This window comes from Flavobacterium sp. SORGH_AS_0622, assembly GCF_030818825.1.
Classification (GTDB): Bacteria; Bacteroidota; Bacteroidia; order Flavobacteriales; family Flavobacteriaceae; genus Flavobacterium.
The window spans coordinates 388,185-405,913 of sequence record NZ_JAUTAX010000001.1; the positions used below are offsets into that span (position 1 = coordinate 388,185).

Annotated in this window: 9 protein-coding genes and 1 riboswitch; of the genes, 8 read left to right on the forward strand and 1 reads right to left on the reverse strand. The window is 33.0% G+C overall.

All coding sequences use genetic code 11. The features are described from left to right. Positions 1-25 precede the first annotated feature (25 nt). Positions 26-2,710 (forward strand): carboxypeptidase-like regulatory domain-containing protein, encoded by a 2,685-nt coding sequence (locus tag QE431_RS01745; protein ID WP_307291994.1) that lies wholly within the window; start codon positions 26-28, stop codon positions 2,708-2,710. Positions 2,711-2,802: 92 nt separating this feature from the next. Next, positions 2,803-5,049: a hypothetical protein gene (locus QE431_RS01750; protein WP_307291995.1), complete on the forward strand. Its 2,247-nt coding sequence runs from the start codon at positions 2,803-2,805 to the stop codon at positions 5,047-5,049. Between the two features lie 111 nt (positions 5,050-5,160). On the opposite strand, the gene metK is transcribed toward QE431_RS01750, so the two are convergent. Next, positions 5,161-6,411, reverse strand: a complete 1,251-nt coding sequence (metK, locus tag QE431_RS01755) for a methionine adenosyltransferase (RefSeq protein WP_057117586.1) — start codon at positions 6,409-6,411, stop codon at positions 5,161-5,163. A gap of 532 nt (positions 6,412-6,943) precedes the next feature. Here metK and QE431_RS01760 point away from each other — a divergent pair. From QE431_RS01760 to thrA, 6 genes are all read left to right on the forward strand, one after another. Continuing rightward, positions 6,944-9,790: a TonB-dependent siderophore receptor gene (locus QE431_RS01760; protein ID WP_307291996.1), complete on the forward strand. Its 2,847-nt coding sequence runs from the start codon at positions 6,944-6,946 to the stop codon at positions 9,788-9,790. 402 nt (positions 9,791-10,192) lie between these two features. Beyond that, positions 10,193-10,387, forward strand: coding sequence for a hypothetical protein (locus QE431_RS01765; RefSeq protein WP_057117584.1), 195 nt, complete (start codon positions 10,193-10,195; stop codon positions 10,385-10,387). A gap of 79 nt (positions 10,388-10,466) precedes the next feature. Continuing rightward, positions 10,467-11,771: an O-acetylhomoserine aminocarboxypropyltransferase/cysteine synthase family protein gene (locus QE431_RS01770; protein WP_307291998.1), complete on the forward strand. Its 1,305-nt coding sequence runs from the start codon at positions 10,467-10,469 to the stop codon at positions 11,769-11,771. Between the two features lie 212 nt (positions 11,772-11,983). Then, positions 11,984-13,072 (forward strand): aspartate kinase, encoded by a 1,089-nt coding sequence (locus QE431_RS01775; RefSeq protein WP_057117685.1) that lies wholly within the window; start codon positions 11,984-11,986, stop codon positions 13,070-13,072. 1,037 nt (positions 13,073-14,109) lie between these two features. Further along, positions 14,110-14,217: riboswitch (SAM riboswitch) on the forward strand. A gap of 79 nt (positions 14,218-14,296) precedes the next feature. After that, positions 14,297-15,280: an alpha/beta fold hydrolase gene (locus tag QE431_RS01780; RefSeq protein ID WP_307291999.1), complete on the forward strand. Its 984-nt coding sequence runs from the start codon at positions 14,297-14,299 to the stop codon at positions 15,278-15,280. A gap of 1 nt (position 15,281) precedes the next feature. Then, positions 15,282-17,696: a bifunctional aspartate kinase/homoserine dehydrogenase I gene (gene thrA, locus QE431_RS01785; protein WP_307292000.1), complete on the forward strand. Its 2,415-nt coding sequence runs from the start codon at positions 15,282-15,284 to the stop codon at positions 17,694-17,696. Positions 17,697-17,729 lie beyond the last annotated feature (33 nt).

The window sequence follows — 17,729 nt, forward strand, 5'->3', positions numbered from 1 at the left end:
ATTATTTATTCTAAGTATTCTTTTAATGAGCAAATTATATCTTTTCTTAGCTTTTTTAATTACTTCTGTTTCTTTTTCACAAAGTATTCGTTTTGATGGATTTATTCAAGACGAACAAAAAAATCCGTTGGAGATGGCCAATATTATGGCTGTAAATACAGCTACAAAAGCAATGGACTCTTACGGAATTACCAATGATAAAGGAAAATTCCAGCTGACTTTAAAACCGAATACTGCTTATACAATCAAAGTTAGTTACCTCGGAATGAAATCGAAAGAAATCGCCGTAACAACTAAAGCTGAAAACATGAACCAGAATATTGTGTTGGATGGAGCAGGAATTGAATTGGAAGGTGTTGAAATTGTACGCGAAATGCCCGTTTCAATAAAAGGAGATACGATTGTTTATAACGCAGATTCTTTTAAATCAGGAACTGAAAAAAAATTGGAAGATGTCTTGAAAAAACTACCTGGCGTTGAGGTAAATGCCGACGGAGAAATTGAAGTGGAAGGAAAAAAAGTCAGTAAATTGATGGTTGAAGGAAAAGACTTCTTTGATGGAGATACCAAATTAGGCGTAAAAAATATTCCTGCCGATGCCATTGATAAAATCCAAGTTCTAAGAAATTATAACGAAGTGAGCGCATTAAAAGGTCTGGAAAACGATCAAGACAATGTGGCGATGAATATTAAACTAAAAGATGGAAAGAAGAACTTTTGGTTTGGAGATGTTACCGCAGGAATTGGCGTTGGAGAATTAGACAGCCGTTATATAATTAACCCAAAATTATTTTATTACAGTCCGAAATACAGCATCAATTTAATTACCAATTTTAATAATATTGGAGAATTACCTTTAACGGCACAGGATTATTTTAAGTTCACCGGAGGATTCAAAAATCTAATGAAAAAGGGGGGAAGCAGTTTTAATGTTTCGTCAAACGATTTAGGAATTTCATTGCTTCGAAATAACCGCGCTAAAGAAATTGAAACAAAATTTGGTGCAACAAACTTTGCTTATTCAGTTAGTAAATCTTGGAATATTAGTGGTTTCGGAATTCTTTCTACTTCAAAAACAGAATTAGAAACCAAATCTCAGACTACATTTTTAAATTCTGGAAATCAGGAAAAAAGAGATGAAAATACAAGTCAAAAGAATAACTTGGGACTTTTCAAATTAAGTTCGACTTACAAACCAAACGATAAATTTCAGTTTGATTATGATATCTTAACCAAGTTGACCAAACAAGAAGAATTTTCAGATTTATTTAGAGAACAGATTGTACAGAACCAATCTACTCCAGAAACTATTTTTACAACAAAAAAACAAGATCCAACTTCGATTAATCAGAACTTGAGTTTGTATTACACACAAAGCGACAAAAATATTTTTGCTTTTGAAATGCAGCATTTGTACCAAGACGAGAATCCTTTTTATAATGCCAATCTGGCGACGCTTCCTTTTAGTTTGTCAGGATTTGTTACACAAGATCGAAATGATTACAATCAAAATCGTTTTGTAAAAACCAATAAACTAGATGCAAAACTGGATTACTATTATATGGTAACGCCAAAAAGCAATATCAATATTACTTTAGGAAATACTTATTCGTACCAAAATTTCAATTCTCATATTTTCCAAATATTGGATAACGGAACACGAAATGATTTGAACGATCCGGCGAATAATAATGATGTAGATTATAGATTTAATGATGCTTTTTTAGGTTTTCATTACAAAATCTTAACTGGAAAATTTACTTTGACACCAGGAGTCAGTCTGCATTCCTACCAAATGACAAACGGACAATTAGGAAGCGATTATTCTCAAAGTTTTACCAAATTACTGCCAGATTTCTTTGCTTTATATCAAATTAAAAAGGCAGAAACATTGACTTATAATTTCTCTTTAACCAATGATTTTACAGATGTTAATCAGTTGGCAGCAGGTTATGTTTTGTCCAATTACAGCAATTTGTTTCATGGAAATCGATTTTTAGAAAATGCCACTTCGCAAGTGCATTCGCTTCGTTATTTCAAGTATAATATGTTCAATTTTGAAAATATTTTTGCCAATGCAACTTACACGAGAAAAGTAGATGCTATTAAAACGAAAGCAGATTTTGATGGAATTAACCAATCGTCAGTTCCATACAATTCAAATTTAGCCGATGAAACTTTTTCTGGAATGGGATCTTATGGACGTTCGTTTTTAAAAAATTACAAAGCGTCGGCAAGTGCGAGTATCAACTGGTCAAAGTTCAATAATATTCAAGATAACGAATTGAGAACAACCGAAAGTTTTGTGCAGAGTTACACCGTAAGAGCATCAACAAATTATAAAAAACTCCCGAATATCGAATTTGGTTACAATCTTTTGGTGAATAAATATAGCGGCTCTACCTTTTATACCGATAAACCATTTGCTCGATTAGATTACTATTTCTTAGATAGTTTTTCTTTTGTTTCGGAGTATGAATTTTACCATTATTACAACGGAGATAAAACGGTCGATAATGAATATGATTTCTTAAGTGCCAGTTTAATTTATCAAAAGAAAAACAGTAAATGGGAGTATAAAATTTCGGCAACCAACTTGTTAAATACAAGATATTTGAACGATGATAATTTTACGCAATTCTCTACAAGAGTTTCTCAATATACCGTACAGCCCCGATACATCATCTTTTCGATGAAATATAATTTATAGTAATAGAATTGGTTTAATTTTATAAATAAGGTGTTTATTTAAATAAGAATGGAATATCTTTACATGAATATTAACAGCCAAATTTTTATATTATGCGCAATTTTATTTGGAGTTTATTGCTATTTACTTCGGCAATTTCTATGTCTTTTTCTCAAGAAAATAATGAAAAAGGAACCTATTTATCTACAAACAAAGGCCAAAAAATCAAATTAAATTTATTGGATGGTAATAAATATGAACTAGTATTTTATTCGGGTGATTATCAGGTAAAAGGAGACTCATTGATATTTGCTAAAAATGTAGAAGCACAAACTAATTTTGATCTTTCTTTTAAAGTAGATAAAAAAGCTAAAAGCATAAAAGTAAAATTCTTAGATCCTTCGTACTATTCCTTTTATATAGGAACTCAAAAAGGTAAAGAAGAAATTAAATACCAAAGAATTTCAGATATTAAAACTAAGATAGATCCAGAATGGAAGGAAACTGATCTTACTTTTGAAATTGAAAAAGCAGACTTTTTATATTTAGTATTTGAAGATAACTACAACCCAACGACGGTTAATAAATACGCATTGCCAAAAGATGTTTCTGAAATAACAATTGGTTATGAATTGGCAGTTTTGGGAGATTTGAAAATTTCAGGATTTTTTGATAGAAAAACAAACCAATTGATAATCTCTGAGAAATCAGGATTAAATCCTTTAGTTTTTACTAATGAAAAAGATCCTCAGCCAGCAGCCAAAACTTCAAAAGTTGTTCCTCTAGAAAGTTTGGCTATTGCAAACTGGACTTATCCAGGTAAAGAAAATGTTTTGGTGAACGAAGATTTTGGGACCGGACTTGTTGCAAAAGATAGTGTTGTTGTTGCCGTTGAAGATGTAGCAACTCCAGCTTATACACAATATGATTTTAAATTAAAAATTGAAAATAATCTGAACAAAGCCATTTCGGCGACTAAAGAATCAAAAAATAATAAGTTTTTAGGAGTTTATGTCAATAGTAAAAAAGAAGCAAAAGAGAGTTTTGATTTATTTATAAAAGATCAAGAAACTCAAGCAGGATATAGTATGTACGATGCTTATAATCCTGTTTACGATGTTTTTAATTATTATTTGGCTGGAGCCGATGATAAAAAATGGCTCAAAAACAATAAAATAACAAATGATCCAAGCGTATTGGTATTGAACGGTCAAGGCGATATACTAGCAGTTGCAAAATCTGATTTAGAAGCTCAGAAATATCAATTTAGTTATTATGGCGATTTTTATCGCAAACTTCTGCGAACAGATGCTTTTTTAGCAATGAATACTGTTTTAAAGAATAAAAAAGCAGGTGACGCTAATATAATTAAGGCTTTTAATAAAGCAGCAATGCTCGAAGCTTCTTATGACTACGATTCAGAAGATGTAGTAACAGATCCTAATTCAACAGAATTTGTATTCACAAAAACACCTTTAGACAAAAAAGAAGTTGCCGCAAGTTGGAAAAAATTAATTGAAGCACATCAAAAAGATACTAAATCAGATATGTATTTGGTTGAAACAATTGTAAAGGAAATCAAAAACCAAGGATTTACAAAACAGCTTTTTAATGAAGATAAAATTTTAAACGACACCGATTTCTTGGCGATAGACTATTTGCTTAAACATTCTGATGATATAGAAAACAAACGTGCAGAGTTCAATAGTATAGTAGGACAACTTCATAATGTTGGAAGTCCAGTTACTGAAATTTCAAATGCGTTACAGTTAAACCTTTATGCGTCTCAAGATGGAGTTACAGGAAATATCAATAAAGAAAAAGTCAATTCTATTTATAAAAAGATAATTGCATCTGGTAAAGGTAATTTTGATGCTTACCGCAATTATTTTGATTATTTAGGTCAGGTTGAAGACAAAGATGGTTCTAACACAACTTTCTTAAAAGAGTTCAATACCTATTTTGATAATACTTTGGCAGGAACAAGTCCAATTGAAAAATTAGACGCCATTTTTGCAGGATTAGATTCTAGTTCAAGTTATTCTTATGACGGCTGGAATATGTTTAAAGAATATCATTCTAACCTTGCAAATACAGCAGCTTGGAGTGTGGTATTAAAACCTCAGAATTCTAACTTTATAAAAGATGCGATTAAATGGTCTGAATATAGTTTGGTTGTTACTAAAAACAATCCGTATTATTTAGATACTTTGGCGCAGTTATATTATAAAGACGGACAAAAGCAAAAAGCAATCGAAACTCAGACTTTAGCAGTGAAATATTTATCTGGTGTGACTGAAGAAGAAACTGCGACTGAAATTAAAGACACGTTAGCAAAAATGCAAAACGGAACATATTAATAAGACTAAGTTCTAAAAGCAAAAAGCCGATTTCTAATTTAAGAAATCGGCTTTTTTATGTTCAGGCTAACTAAGATGTCTAAGGATCTAAGCGAGTCTATAAGTCTAGATTTACAATCCAAATGCAGCTTTTACTTGATCAACAAAATCAAGTTTTTCCCATGTAAATAATTCAACAGTAACTGTTTTTTCGTTTCCGCCAGGAGCAGAGAAAGTTTTAGTTACAGTTTCTGGTTTACGTCCCATGTGTCCGTAAGCAGCAGTTTCGCTGTAGATTGGGTTTCTTAATTTTAAACGCTGCTCGATAAAGTAAGGACGCATATCGAAGATAGCTTCTACTTTTTTAGCGATTTCACCGTTTGTTAAGTTTACTTTAGATGTTCCGTAAGTTTCAATGAAAATTCCCATTGGCTCAGCAACTCCAATTGCATAAGAAACCTGAACTAAGATTTCATCAGCAACACCAGCTGCAACTAAGTTTTTAGCGATATGACGTGTCGCATAAGCGGCACTTCTATCTACCTTACTTGGATCTTTTCCAGAGAATGCACCACCACCGTGGGCACCTTTTCCACCGTAAGTGTCTACGATGATTTTTCTTCCTGTTAAACCAGTATCTCCGTGAGGACCTCCAATAACGAATTTTCCTGTTGGGTTAATATGGTAGTTGATTTTATCGTTGAATAAATGAGCGTGCTCTGGGTTTTTAGCGATAATTCTTGGAATCAAGATTTCGATAATATCTTTTTTGATTTTAGCAAGCATTGCAGCTTCTTCATCAAAATCGTCATGTTGTGTTGAGATAACAATTGCATCAATACGAGTCGGTTTGTTATCGTCGCTGTATTCTAAAGTTACTTGAGATTTAGCATCTGGACGTAAATAAGTGATTTCTTTGTTTTCACGTCTTAAAATAGCTAACTCTTGTAATAATTTATGAGATAAATCAAGTGCCAATGGCATGAAGTTTTCAGTTTCGTTTGTAGCGTAACCAAACATCATTCCTTGGTCTCCAGCACCTTGCTCTTCTGGCTTCGCTCTGTCAACCCCTTGATTAATGTCTGCAGACTGCTCGTGAATTGCAGAAAGAATTCCACAAGAATTCGCTTCAAACATATATTCACTTTTAGTATATCCAATTTTACGGATTACCTCACGTGCAATTTGTTGTACATCAAGATAAGTATTCGATTTTACTTCACCTGCTAAAATTACCTGACCTGTAGTAACTAATGTTTCACAAGCTACTTTTGAATCAGCATCAAATGCCAGAAAGTTATCAATTAAAGCATCCGAAATTTGATCTGCAACTTTGTCTGGATGCCCTTCACTAACAGATTCTGACGTAAATAAATAAGCCATAATAATTTATTAAATTAACATTAAGCGAGGAAAAAGTAATTGCTGAAAGTGCTAAAGGAGAGTTCCTGCTTTAGCATTTTTTACTACTGAAATCTATCTTTCAGTATTCATAACGAACCATTTCATTATGAAGAGGTTGCAATCAGTTCAAATTTTTCCTCTGTATTCGCGTGCAAAAGTACAAAACCATTTTGATTTGCAAATTAAAGTTCAACTTTTTTTATTTTTTACAACAGAAATTTAACAAAAACATACTAGATTGATAGGGTAATAGAAATTATTTTGGTTTTTGTTTGGTCGATTAAAAAATAGTTCGCACATTTGCTTCGTTAAAATAACAGAAAGAAATGAAATTTACAATTTGCAATATGATGTCTTGTAAGATGCCGGAGTTATCCGCAGAGACTCTATTGTAGTTTTTTTTCAACAACATATATAGAACCTCTGCAGCCCGCAGAGGTTTTTTTTGTTCAAAAAAGAAAGCTATAAGATTTTTTTTAAGCCAAAAACAACTAATTAATCAGTTAAAAAAATGAAAAAAAATGTACTAATCGTTTTAGGTCTTTTTACATTTTCAGGTATTTATGCTCAGGACAATAAAAAAGAGCAGGATACTTTAAAGAGTAATGAATTAACAGAAGTAACAGTTATTGGATCTAGAAGTAAAAACAGAGTAAAAACAGATGTGCCGGTTCCGGTTGATGTTTTTAACGTGGGCGAAATAACAAAAGGTGCGCCGCAAACCAGCGTAACTCAAATATTAAACTATGTTGCGCCTTCGTTTACAAGTAACGCAACATCAACAGCAGATGCAACAGATCACGTTGATCCAGCGCAATTAAGAGGATTAGGACCAGATCAGGTTTTAATTTTAGTAAACGGAAAAAGAAGACACACAAGTGCTTTAGTTAATATAAACGGATCGCCTGGAAGAGGTTCTGTTGGAACAGATTTAAATGCGATTCCATCTTTTGCAATAGAAAGAATTGAAGTTTTAAGAGATGGAGCTGCGGCCCAATACGGTTCTGACGCCATTGCCGGAGTAATTAATATTGTATTAAAAAAGAACGCTGACTTTCTTACTGGAGGGATTCAATACGGAACTAATTTATCATCTGGATCTAATAATTTCGAAGGAGGAGCAGACGGGCAAACTGTGCAAGTCGATTTAAATTACGGAACTTCGTTAGGTAAACCTGGAAGTTTCTTCAATATTACAGGAACTGCCGTTACAAGACAAGCAACAAGCAGAGCAGGAATTAGAAGCAATAATATTTTTAATGCCTATAATGCTGTTGAAAATCGAGCAGCACAAAATGGAGTTGAAATAAATTCATTATTCACCAACATTAATACCACTGGAAACTCGGCACAAATTATTAGTTCATTACAACAATATGCGCCTCAAGTGAGCTATTTTACAGCAGCACAGCAAACTGCAATCGCATCTGCAACAACAATTGCGCAAATGCAGACAGCTTTGAATTTTGATGTTACTAATAATGAATTAGCCTACAGAGGACAGCAAAGAAGTGACTATAATATGAGTGTTGGCCAGTCAGAACTTGCTTCTGGTCAGGTATATTATAATGCGAAATATCCCTTAACAGAAAGTACTTCTTTGTACTCTTTTGGTGGAGTGTCGTATAGAAATGGAAAATCGTATGCGTTTAACAGGCTTCCAAACGGTTCTGGAACTTTCACGCAAGTATATCAAAATGGATTTCTACCAGAAATAGAATCAGATATATTAGATGCTTCTGCAGCGGTTGGTGTAAACACAGAATTATTTGGTTTTGATACCGATTTAAGTACAAACCTTGGAACAAACTCATTCAAATATGATGTAAACAATACTATTAATGCAACTCTTGGAACAAATTCTCCTTTTAGTTTTGATGCCGGTAAAGTTTCGTTTTTACAAAGTACAACCAATTTAGACTTTAGTAAAAAATACGATTTTCTTTCAGGATTAAACGTTGCTTTTGGCGGGGAATTCAGATATGAAAATTACCAAATTAAACAAGGAGATGAAGCTTCTTACGGCTTATATGATGTAAACGGAAATTTAGTAACGGGAATTTTGCCAAGCACTTCTCCTTTAATAGTTACAGATTTCTTTGGAAACAAACGTGGAGCAGGAGCACAGGGATTTTCAGGTTTCCAGCCTTCAGATGCTAAAGAAAGAGATAGAAAAAGTGGTGCGGGATATATTGATTTAGAATTGAATGCAACAGAAAAATGGCTGGTAAATGGAGCTGCGCGTTATGAAAATTATTCAGATTTTGGAAGTACAGTTACTTTTAAACTAGCCTCTCTTTTAAAATTGACAGATAATATTAATTGGAGAATTTCTGGACAAACAGGTTTTAGAGCGCCTTCATTACAGCAAAAATATTTTGAAGCAAGTTCAACACAATTCATCAATGGTTCGCCATATCAAGTAGGTTATTTTACAAACGATTCGCAGGCAGCCAAAAGTATTGGTGTAGAAAACCTAAAGCCAGAGAAATCAAAAAGCATCAGTACAGGATTTACATTTAAAATTCCTGAAGCTAACATAACCATTGCTACTGATGCTTATTTTACAAGAATCAACGATCGCGTTGTATTATCAGGACAATATGCAAGACCAACAGATGCGCAAATTGCTGCCGCTACATCTCCAACGCAGGCAGAAGCATTGACATTGTTCCAACAAGCATTTGATTTGAAAGGTGTAGAAAGAGCTTCGTTTTGGACTAACGGAATCGACTCTGAAACTAAAGGAATTGATTTGGTAATATCTCAAAAATATGATGTCATTCAAGATTTCGTAATCAGAAATGATTTTGCTTTGAGTTACAATGAAACCAAAAGAGTTGGAGATTTACACATTCCGCAATCAATAATTGATGCAGGAGGAGATCCATATATTTATTCTTTCTTTCCAGAATCAAGCCGAATTTATTTAGAAGAAGCTATTCCGAAATTAAAAGCAAACTTGATGACAACTTTCAGCATCAAAAAACTAGATATTTATTTAAGAAACAGCTATTTCGGAAAAGTTACAGATCCAGGAGCAACAGATGTTAATCTTGACGGATCAGCTTCTGTATACGAGCATCCAGAATACAGTGCAAAATTAGTAACAGATTTATCTTTCGGATATCAGATTAACGAACATTTTAGAGCGACTGTTGGATTTAATAATATAGGAGACGTTTATCCAGATCGAAACAATCCGGCAACTCCAGCTTTTACAAATACAACTCCAACTTTATCTCCAGCACCAAGTACAGACTTGACCAATGCAAATCAGTTTGCTTATTCAAGAGCAGTTTCTCAATTTGGATTGAACGGAAGATTTGGTTTTGCACGTTTAAGCTTTAAATTTTAAGAGCTCAGAATTGATGCCGCAGATTACTCAAATTAAAAGGTTTATTTAATCATTTTAATTCTTTAATCTGTGGCTAATACTGCATGCTTCTAGAATAATTGTATATATAATAAGTGATTATAAAAATTTAATAATAAAAATCGAATTTTAATTTGGTAGTTAAAAAAATATTACTACATTTACTCTATCGAATTAGTCGAATTAAAAAAAAACAAACCAATTTAAAAAAATGAAAGCAATAGCAAGAAGAAATATGATGTGTTGTGGAATGATGCAAATGTGCATCCCGACTTGCTGTTGCCAAAAGTGAAAGATAAAATCTTTGTTATAGTTAAAACTATAAGCCCTTTTGGTAGCCATCCGAAAGGGCTTTTTTCATTTCAACATTTTAAATTTTAAATCATGAATACACTAGATATAAATACAATTGCATTTCAATACTTATTGAGAACAGATTCACAAAAAAATAATACTAAAGTTGAAGAATCAACGAGTGAAACTTTAAAATATAACCCGGAACAATATTTAAAAACTCACAAATCAGTACTGTTTCATATGTATGCACTTGAAGAAGAAGGAGAAGATTTTTTTATTTAAGTCATTTTAGCTGAATTACAATTTCAAAACTGAATTACAATATAAACGTATAACAATACCTAAAAAAAACTAAGAAATCATGAGTACACAAAAATTTGCAACAAACGCATTACACGCAGGACACGATGTTACTAAAAACGGAAGCACAAGAGCAGTGCCAATTTACCAAACATCATCGTATGTATTTAACAATTCAGATCACGCTGCCAATTTATTTGGTCTTGCCGAAGCTGGATTTATTTATACAAGATTAAATAATCCGACAAACGACGTTTTAGAACAGCGTCTGGCAGCACTTGAAGGCGGAATCGGAGCGGTAGTAACAGCATCTGGAGCATCGGCAATTTCTACAACATTATTGACTTTGCTAAAAGCTGGAGATCATATAGTAGCATCAAACAGTTTATATGGAGGAACTTATAATCTGCTGAAAGTTACATTACCAAGATTAGGAATTACAACAACATTTGTAGATCCTTCAAAACCAGAAAATTTTACCAAAGCGGCAAAAGAAAATACAAGAGCTTTTTTTGTTGAATCTCTCGGAAATCCAAAATTAGATGTTTTAGATTTAAAAGGAATTTCGGCAGAAGCCAAAGCATTTAAAGTGCCATTTATAGTAGACAATACAGTTGCGACACCTTACTTATTGAACCCAATTAAATATGGTGCCGATATTGTTATTCACTCCTTAACTAAATATATCGCTGGAAACGGAACTTCTTTAGGAGGCGTTGTCATTGATGCTGGAAATTTTGACTGGGCAAACGGAAAATTCCCTGAATTTACCGAACCGTCTGCAGGTTACCACGGATTAGTATATCACGAAGCTTTAGGAAATGCGGCTTTTATTGCAAAAGCGCGAATTGAAGGACTGCGTGATTTTGGTTCTGCTTTGAGTCCATTTAATGCTTTTCAGATTATTCAAGGATTAGAAACACTTCCAATCCGAATCAAGAAACATAGTGAGAATGCTTTGGCTTTGGCCGAATGGTTAGAGAAACAAGATGAGGTCGTGTGGGTAAATTATCCAGGTTTAAAATCGAATAAATATTATGATTTAGCCCAAGAATATTTGCCACAAGGCCAAAGCGGAATCATTACTTTTGGATTAAAAGGTGGTTTTGATGCTGCTAAAAAAGTTGTAGATAATACAAAATTATTCTCTTTACTAGCCAATATTGGCGACACTAAATCGCTGATTATTCACCCGGCAAGTACCACACATCAGCAGTTAACAGATGAAGAACAAATCGAAACAGGAGTTTCAAAAGATTTGGTTCGTCTGTCTGTGGGAATTGAAGATATTGAAGATTTAATTGCAGATCTGCAAACTGTTTTTGAGAGTGTTTCGCTATCACAATACAGTATTAATAAAAATTAGGTTTTTTTGTTTTTTGTTTGAAAGATTGCCTTTAGTGATTGGTTATTGCTAAAGGTAATTTTTTATGAAAAGCATCATTATAAAAATTCAACCATATAAGTGATATAATTTCATTTTAGTAAAATGCGCCACAGTGCGTCTAGCAATTTAACGCAAAGAAAATTAAATGAACTTATATCACATATATGGCTAAAAACAAAATAGTAGAAATTATGTCAAAGCTTAAAATAAACATTATCCTTTTTGGAATTGGAAATATCGGAAGTACTTTGATTAATCAGATTATTGAAAGTCAGGACTTTTTTCTTGAAAGTAAAAACGTAGATTTTCATTTTCCTATTATAACCAATTCTACAGTGGCCTTTTTCGAGAAAGAAGGTGTTGGTTATGCTTGGGAAACCAATTTTAGACAATTGGCTGTTCCTTTTAAAGTAGAAGATATTATTGAATTTGCTAAAGAAAATGAATTCGAAAACTTGATTGCTGTAGATGCAACAGCCAGTGATGAATTGGTGAAACATTATAATACGCTCATCAAAAACGGATTTAATATTGTGGCTGTCAATAAAAAAGCAAACACACTGCCGATAGACTTGTACAAAGAGCTGCGATCAAATCTTAAAAAGTATGACAAAGAGTTTTTGTATGAAACATCTGTCGATACAGGGATTCCGGTTTTGCAGACTTTAAGAGATTTGTATTATTCGGGAGAAAAAATCACCAAGATTCGAGGAGTATTTTCAGATAATTTGAGTTACGTGTTTAATAGATTTTCTTCTGAAGATGTTTCGTTTTCATCCGTTTTAAAAGATGCAAGTCTTTTGGGATTAATGAAATCAACATTCAAGGAAGATTTATCTGGAAACGACACGGCAAGAAAACTTCTAATATTGGCCAGAGAAGTTGGCAAAGATTTCAATTTCTCAGATATTCAAATACATCCTTTTATTACAGAAAATCATCTGGAACAAAATGGAGTGCTTAATAAAGAAGCAGTTGACAAATCATTTAAAATAGCAAAAATAACACAGTCTGATAATCATGTACTTCGTTATGTGGGCGAATTTGATTTTGAGAAAAATAAGCTGGAAGTCAAATTGATTTCAGAACCTGCACATTCTGCAATTGGACAATTAAAGGGCTCGGATACCATTTTTGAAATCTATACACAATCTTACGCACAGGTTCCAATTGTAATCCAAAGTGCACCGCCGTGCAAACAGGCAATTTCGAGAGGAATTATAACCGATATTTTGAAAGTAGCGGAAAGAATTAGAAATAAAGAGGCCGTTTGGTCTTAAAAACTTCGTAGAAAATAAAAAATATAACTAATGTTCTTTGATAAACTGATTCGTTAAGGAAGTTTAGAAAGCTTTAAAACTGCTTATTGATCAATTTTTTATAGTCTTTTTCTGTAAATTATTTTTGTAAGATGTTTTTCAACGTAAAAAAATCACTTTTTAACGTATTTTGTAATTAAATTCTTGAATTTTATTTGTTTAATAAAAATAATAGTTGCATATTTGTTATACCCAAAAACTACTACAATCAAATGAACTTAAAAGTCAACAAAATGTTTTGCGCCATTTCGGTTATAACCGAGGCTGGGTTGTCTATTGCTTAAAAAATTGTAAGAATACAATATATAGTAAAGCCTCCCAAAACATATTGGGAGGCTTTTTAATTTTACACAAAAATGCAGAATTTAAATAAAATACAATATAAATCACAGATGAATAAATCCTTACAGATGAACAAGATGTTTGCTGTCGCGCTTATTTGCGTGAACGTCTGTTGATACTAAAAGAATAAATGAGTTTAAAAAACTTAACCCTTTTGGTATCTGAAATTCCAAAAGGGTTTTTTTATTCCTGAAAGCGATTTAACATAAACATAAAAAAGAAATAAAGATTATAAAACGCAACTAAACTAAAACTTAATATCATGAGCACATTGAACTACTTAGCAAAAACGATTTCTACTTTGAAAAACAAAAGAACGAAAAGAAATAATCCGCCGCCGCCAGCAAACGAATTGGCTCACCCCAAGGTTCGGAATTACTGAAACGGATAAAAATACCGAAAAAATAACACCAAATTCTTTGTTGTTTTTGATGTATTCAAAAGAAAATGAAACGCTTTTTATCTAAATTAAAAAGCACCGCAAAATAGGTTTCGGCCTGCTTAATTTTACTGGGCATTTCTGTTCGGTAAATTTTTGCGTATAATAGTTTTTGCTGCAATATGTTTATGAAATTTAGCAAACAGTTTCGATAAAATTTGTTTGTTAAAGAAATTAGTAGTTAATTTGCACTCGTTAAGTTCAAAAAAGTATTGAAATGTTATAAAGAAAGGACGAGGGATTAGACCCGATGAATCCTTAGCAACCCTTCGTTAATTCGAAGAAGGTGCTGCATTCTACCACGCCCAACGTGGAAAGATAACAACAAGAATTTTTCTAGTTTATACTAGTTTTTTCTTTCTAATATTTCCAGATACAAATCAGATAATACAACAGATTTGAAATTGGAAAATATACCAAACCCTATTAGCATACAAAATTTCACCACAGAAAATGGTGCGCTTTATCATACACTGCCTTTAAGTTTTACTATTGCTGGTCAGCCTTTGCATAGTGCGCCTATTGTTTTGGTAAATCATGCCTTGACAGGAAACGCCCAAGTTACTGGCGAGAATGGCTGGTGGAATAACTTAATTGGCGAAGGTAAAACCATTGATACTGCTGTCTATACCATTTTAGCTTTTGATATTCCAGGAAATGGAAGCAATTCTTTCCTAATCGAAAATTATCTAGATTTTACTGCCAGAGACATTGCCCGAATTTTTATTGAAGGACTAAAAGTTTTAAATATTGAAAAGCTTTATGCTATAATTGGAGGCTCAGTTGGAGGCGGAATTGCTTGGGAAATCTTAGCTTTAGAACCAAATATCACAGAACATCTTATCCCAATTGCAAGCGATTGGAAATCGACAGACTGGCTTATTGCCAATTGCTTCCTGCAAGAACAAATTCTCAATAATTCTTCAAAGCCAATCGAAGATGCGAGAATACACGCCATGTTGTGTTATCGTTCGCCAGAATCATTCAAAGAAAAATTTCAGCGTACCATCAATCAAGATCTTTTGATTTTTAATATCGAAAGCTGGCTGGCGCATCACGGCAAAAAATTGCAGCAAAGATTTCAATTAGCTTCTTATAAATTAATGAATCAGCTGCTTAAAACAATTGATATTACAAGAAATAGTGAAAGTTTTGAAAACTTATTGTCACAATCAAATGCATCAATTCATATAGTAGGAATTAATTCGGATTTGTTTTTTACAGCAAAAGAAAACATAGAAACCTACGAAGAATTGAAGAAATTTAAAGACAATGTTTTCTACAGCGAAATTGATTCGGTTCACGGACATGACGCTTTTTTAATCGAGTACAAACAATTAGATCATTTACTTGCCGACATTTTTAAGGCAGAAACAATAAAAAAATAAAATGAAAGTATTAAAATTTGGAGGTAAATCATTAGCAAACGGAGAAGGACTTAACAAAGTTGTTTCAATCATTTCGGATAAAGTAAATCAAGGTGAAAAAATTACAGTTGTAGTTTCTGCACGCGGAAACGCAACAGATGAATTAGAATTTATTTTAAGCATTGCTGCTAAAAATGGCAGTTATAAAGAATTATTAGAGAATTTTAAAAAATATCAAATATCAGATTATCCGCATGTAGATTTATCTGAGGAATTTAATGTTTTAGACAAACTTTTTGAAGGTGTAAGTCTAATAGGCGATTACAGTAAAAAAATCAAAGATCAGATTCTATCAAAAGGAGAATTGCTTTCGGCTAAATTATTGACTGCTATTTTAGTGGAAAAAGGAATTCCAGCCAATTTTGTAGATTCAAGAGAACTGCTAAAAACCGATTCTAAATTTGGTGATGCACAACCTCTAGAACAGCTTTCAAAGAAAAACGTAGTAAATTATTTTAAAGAACATAACGGCGAAACGGTTAATATAGTTACAGGCTTCATTGGTTCCAACAACAACAACGACACAACTACTTTAGGTAGAAACGGCAGTAACTATACCGCTTCGTTAATCGCTAATTATTTAAATGCCGAAGAACTGCAAAACTTTACACACGTAGACGGAATCTACACGGCAAATCCAGATTTAGTTGCAGATGCTAAAAAAATCGAATATTTGTCTTTTAACGAAGCAAATGAGCTGGCTAATTTTGGAGCAACAATTCTGCACGCCAAAACGATAATTCCGTTATTAGAAAAAAATATTCCGCTTCGTATTTTAAATACTTTCAATCACGAAAACCGCGGAACATTAATTACATCCGATTCTGCTAAAGAAGGAATTAAAACACTTTCTGTTTTGGAAAATGTTTCTCTTGTTAACCTTGAAGGACGCGGATTACTTGGAAAGGCAGGAGTAGATGCCCGTATTTTTAAGGTAATGGGCGATCATAATATTAGTGTGAGTATTATTTCGCAAGGATCTTCAGAAAGAGGAATTGGGTTGGTTGTAGCAACAGATAAAGCGACAACTGCAGTTGTAGAATTAGAAAAAGAGTTCGAAAATGACTTTTATTCGAAAGACGTAAACCAAATTACAGTTACAGACAATGTATCGGTAATTTCGATTATCGGACAGGATTTAAGTACATTCCACAAACCATATACAGCCTTAATCAAAAATAAAATTGTTCCGATTTTGTTTAACAACACCGTAACGGGTAAAAACGTGAGTTTGGTTGTTAAAAAAGAAGAATTAAACAAAGCCTTAAACGTAATTCACGGAGAAATTTTTGGTGTTTCTAAGAAAATAAACATCGCGATTTTTGGCCACGGATTAGTAGGAGGGACTTTAATTAACCAAATCTTAGAATCGGCTGCAGCAATTGAAAAACGTAAAGATGTTAAGCTGAATGTTTTTGCTATTGCAAACTCAAAAAAGCTGCTTTTAAATAAATATGGTGTAACTGCAAACTGGAAAAATGAAATTGAAACCAAAGGCGAGGCATATACTATAAAAGATATTATTGCTTACGCAAATGAACATCATTTAGAAAACTTAATTGCGATCGATAACACGGCAAGTGCGCCTTTCGTAGAAAACTATATTCCGCTTGTAGAAAGCAGTTTCGATTTGATTTCTTCGAATAAAGTAGCGAATACATTAAGCTATGGTTTTTATAAAGAATTGAGAAAATCTTTGGCAGAAAACCAAAAGAATTATTTATACGAAACCAATGTGGGTGCAGGTTTACCGTTAATTGATACCATTAAATTACTGCATCTTTCGGGAGAAAATATCACAAAAATTAAAGGTGTTTTCTCAGGAACATTGAGTTATTTATTCAATAATTTCTCTGCAAAAGATGTTCCTTTCAGCGAAATCTTGCAGGAAGCAATTGATAACGGATACACAGAACCAGATCCGCGTGAGGATTTATGCGGCAATGACGTTGGAAGAAAATTATTGATTTTGGCTAGAGAATTAGATTTACAAAACGAATTTGAAGAAATTTCTATTCAGAATCTTATTCCAGAGCATTTACGTGAAGGAAGTGCAGCTGATTTCTTGACGAAATTAAAAGAATTTGATCCGATTTACGCTAAAATAAAAGCAGACCAACAGCCAAATCATGTACTAAGATATATCGGCGAATTGTCTGGTGATTTACAAAATGACAAAGGAAATCTTGAAGTAAAATTAGTTTCAGTGCCAAAAGATACTGCATTAGGCGGATTAAAAGGTTCTGATTCTTTCTTCGAAATTTACACAGAATCTTACGGAGATCGTCCAATTGTTATCCAAGGAGCTGGTGCAGGTTCTGCGGTAACGGCAAGAGGAGTTTTCGGAGATATTTTGAGATTGTCGGATAAAGGATAATACGATTTTAGATTGCAGATTTTAGACTTGAGA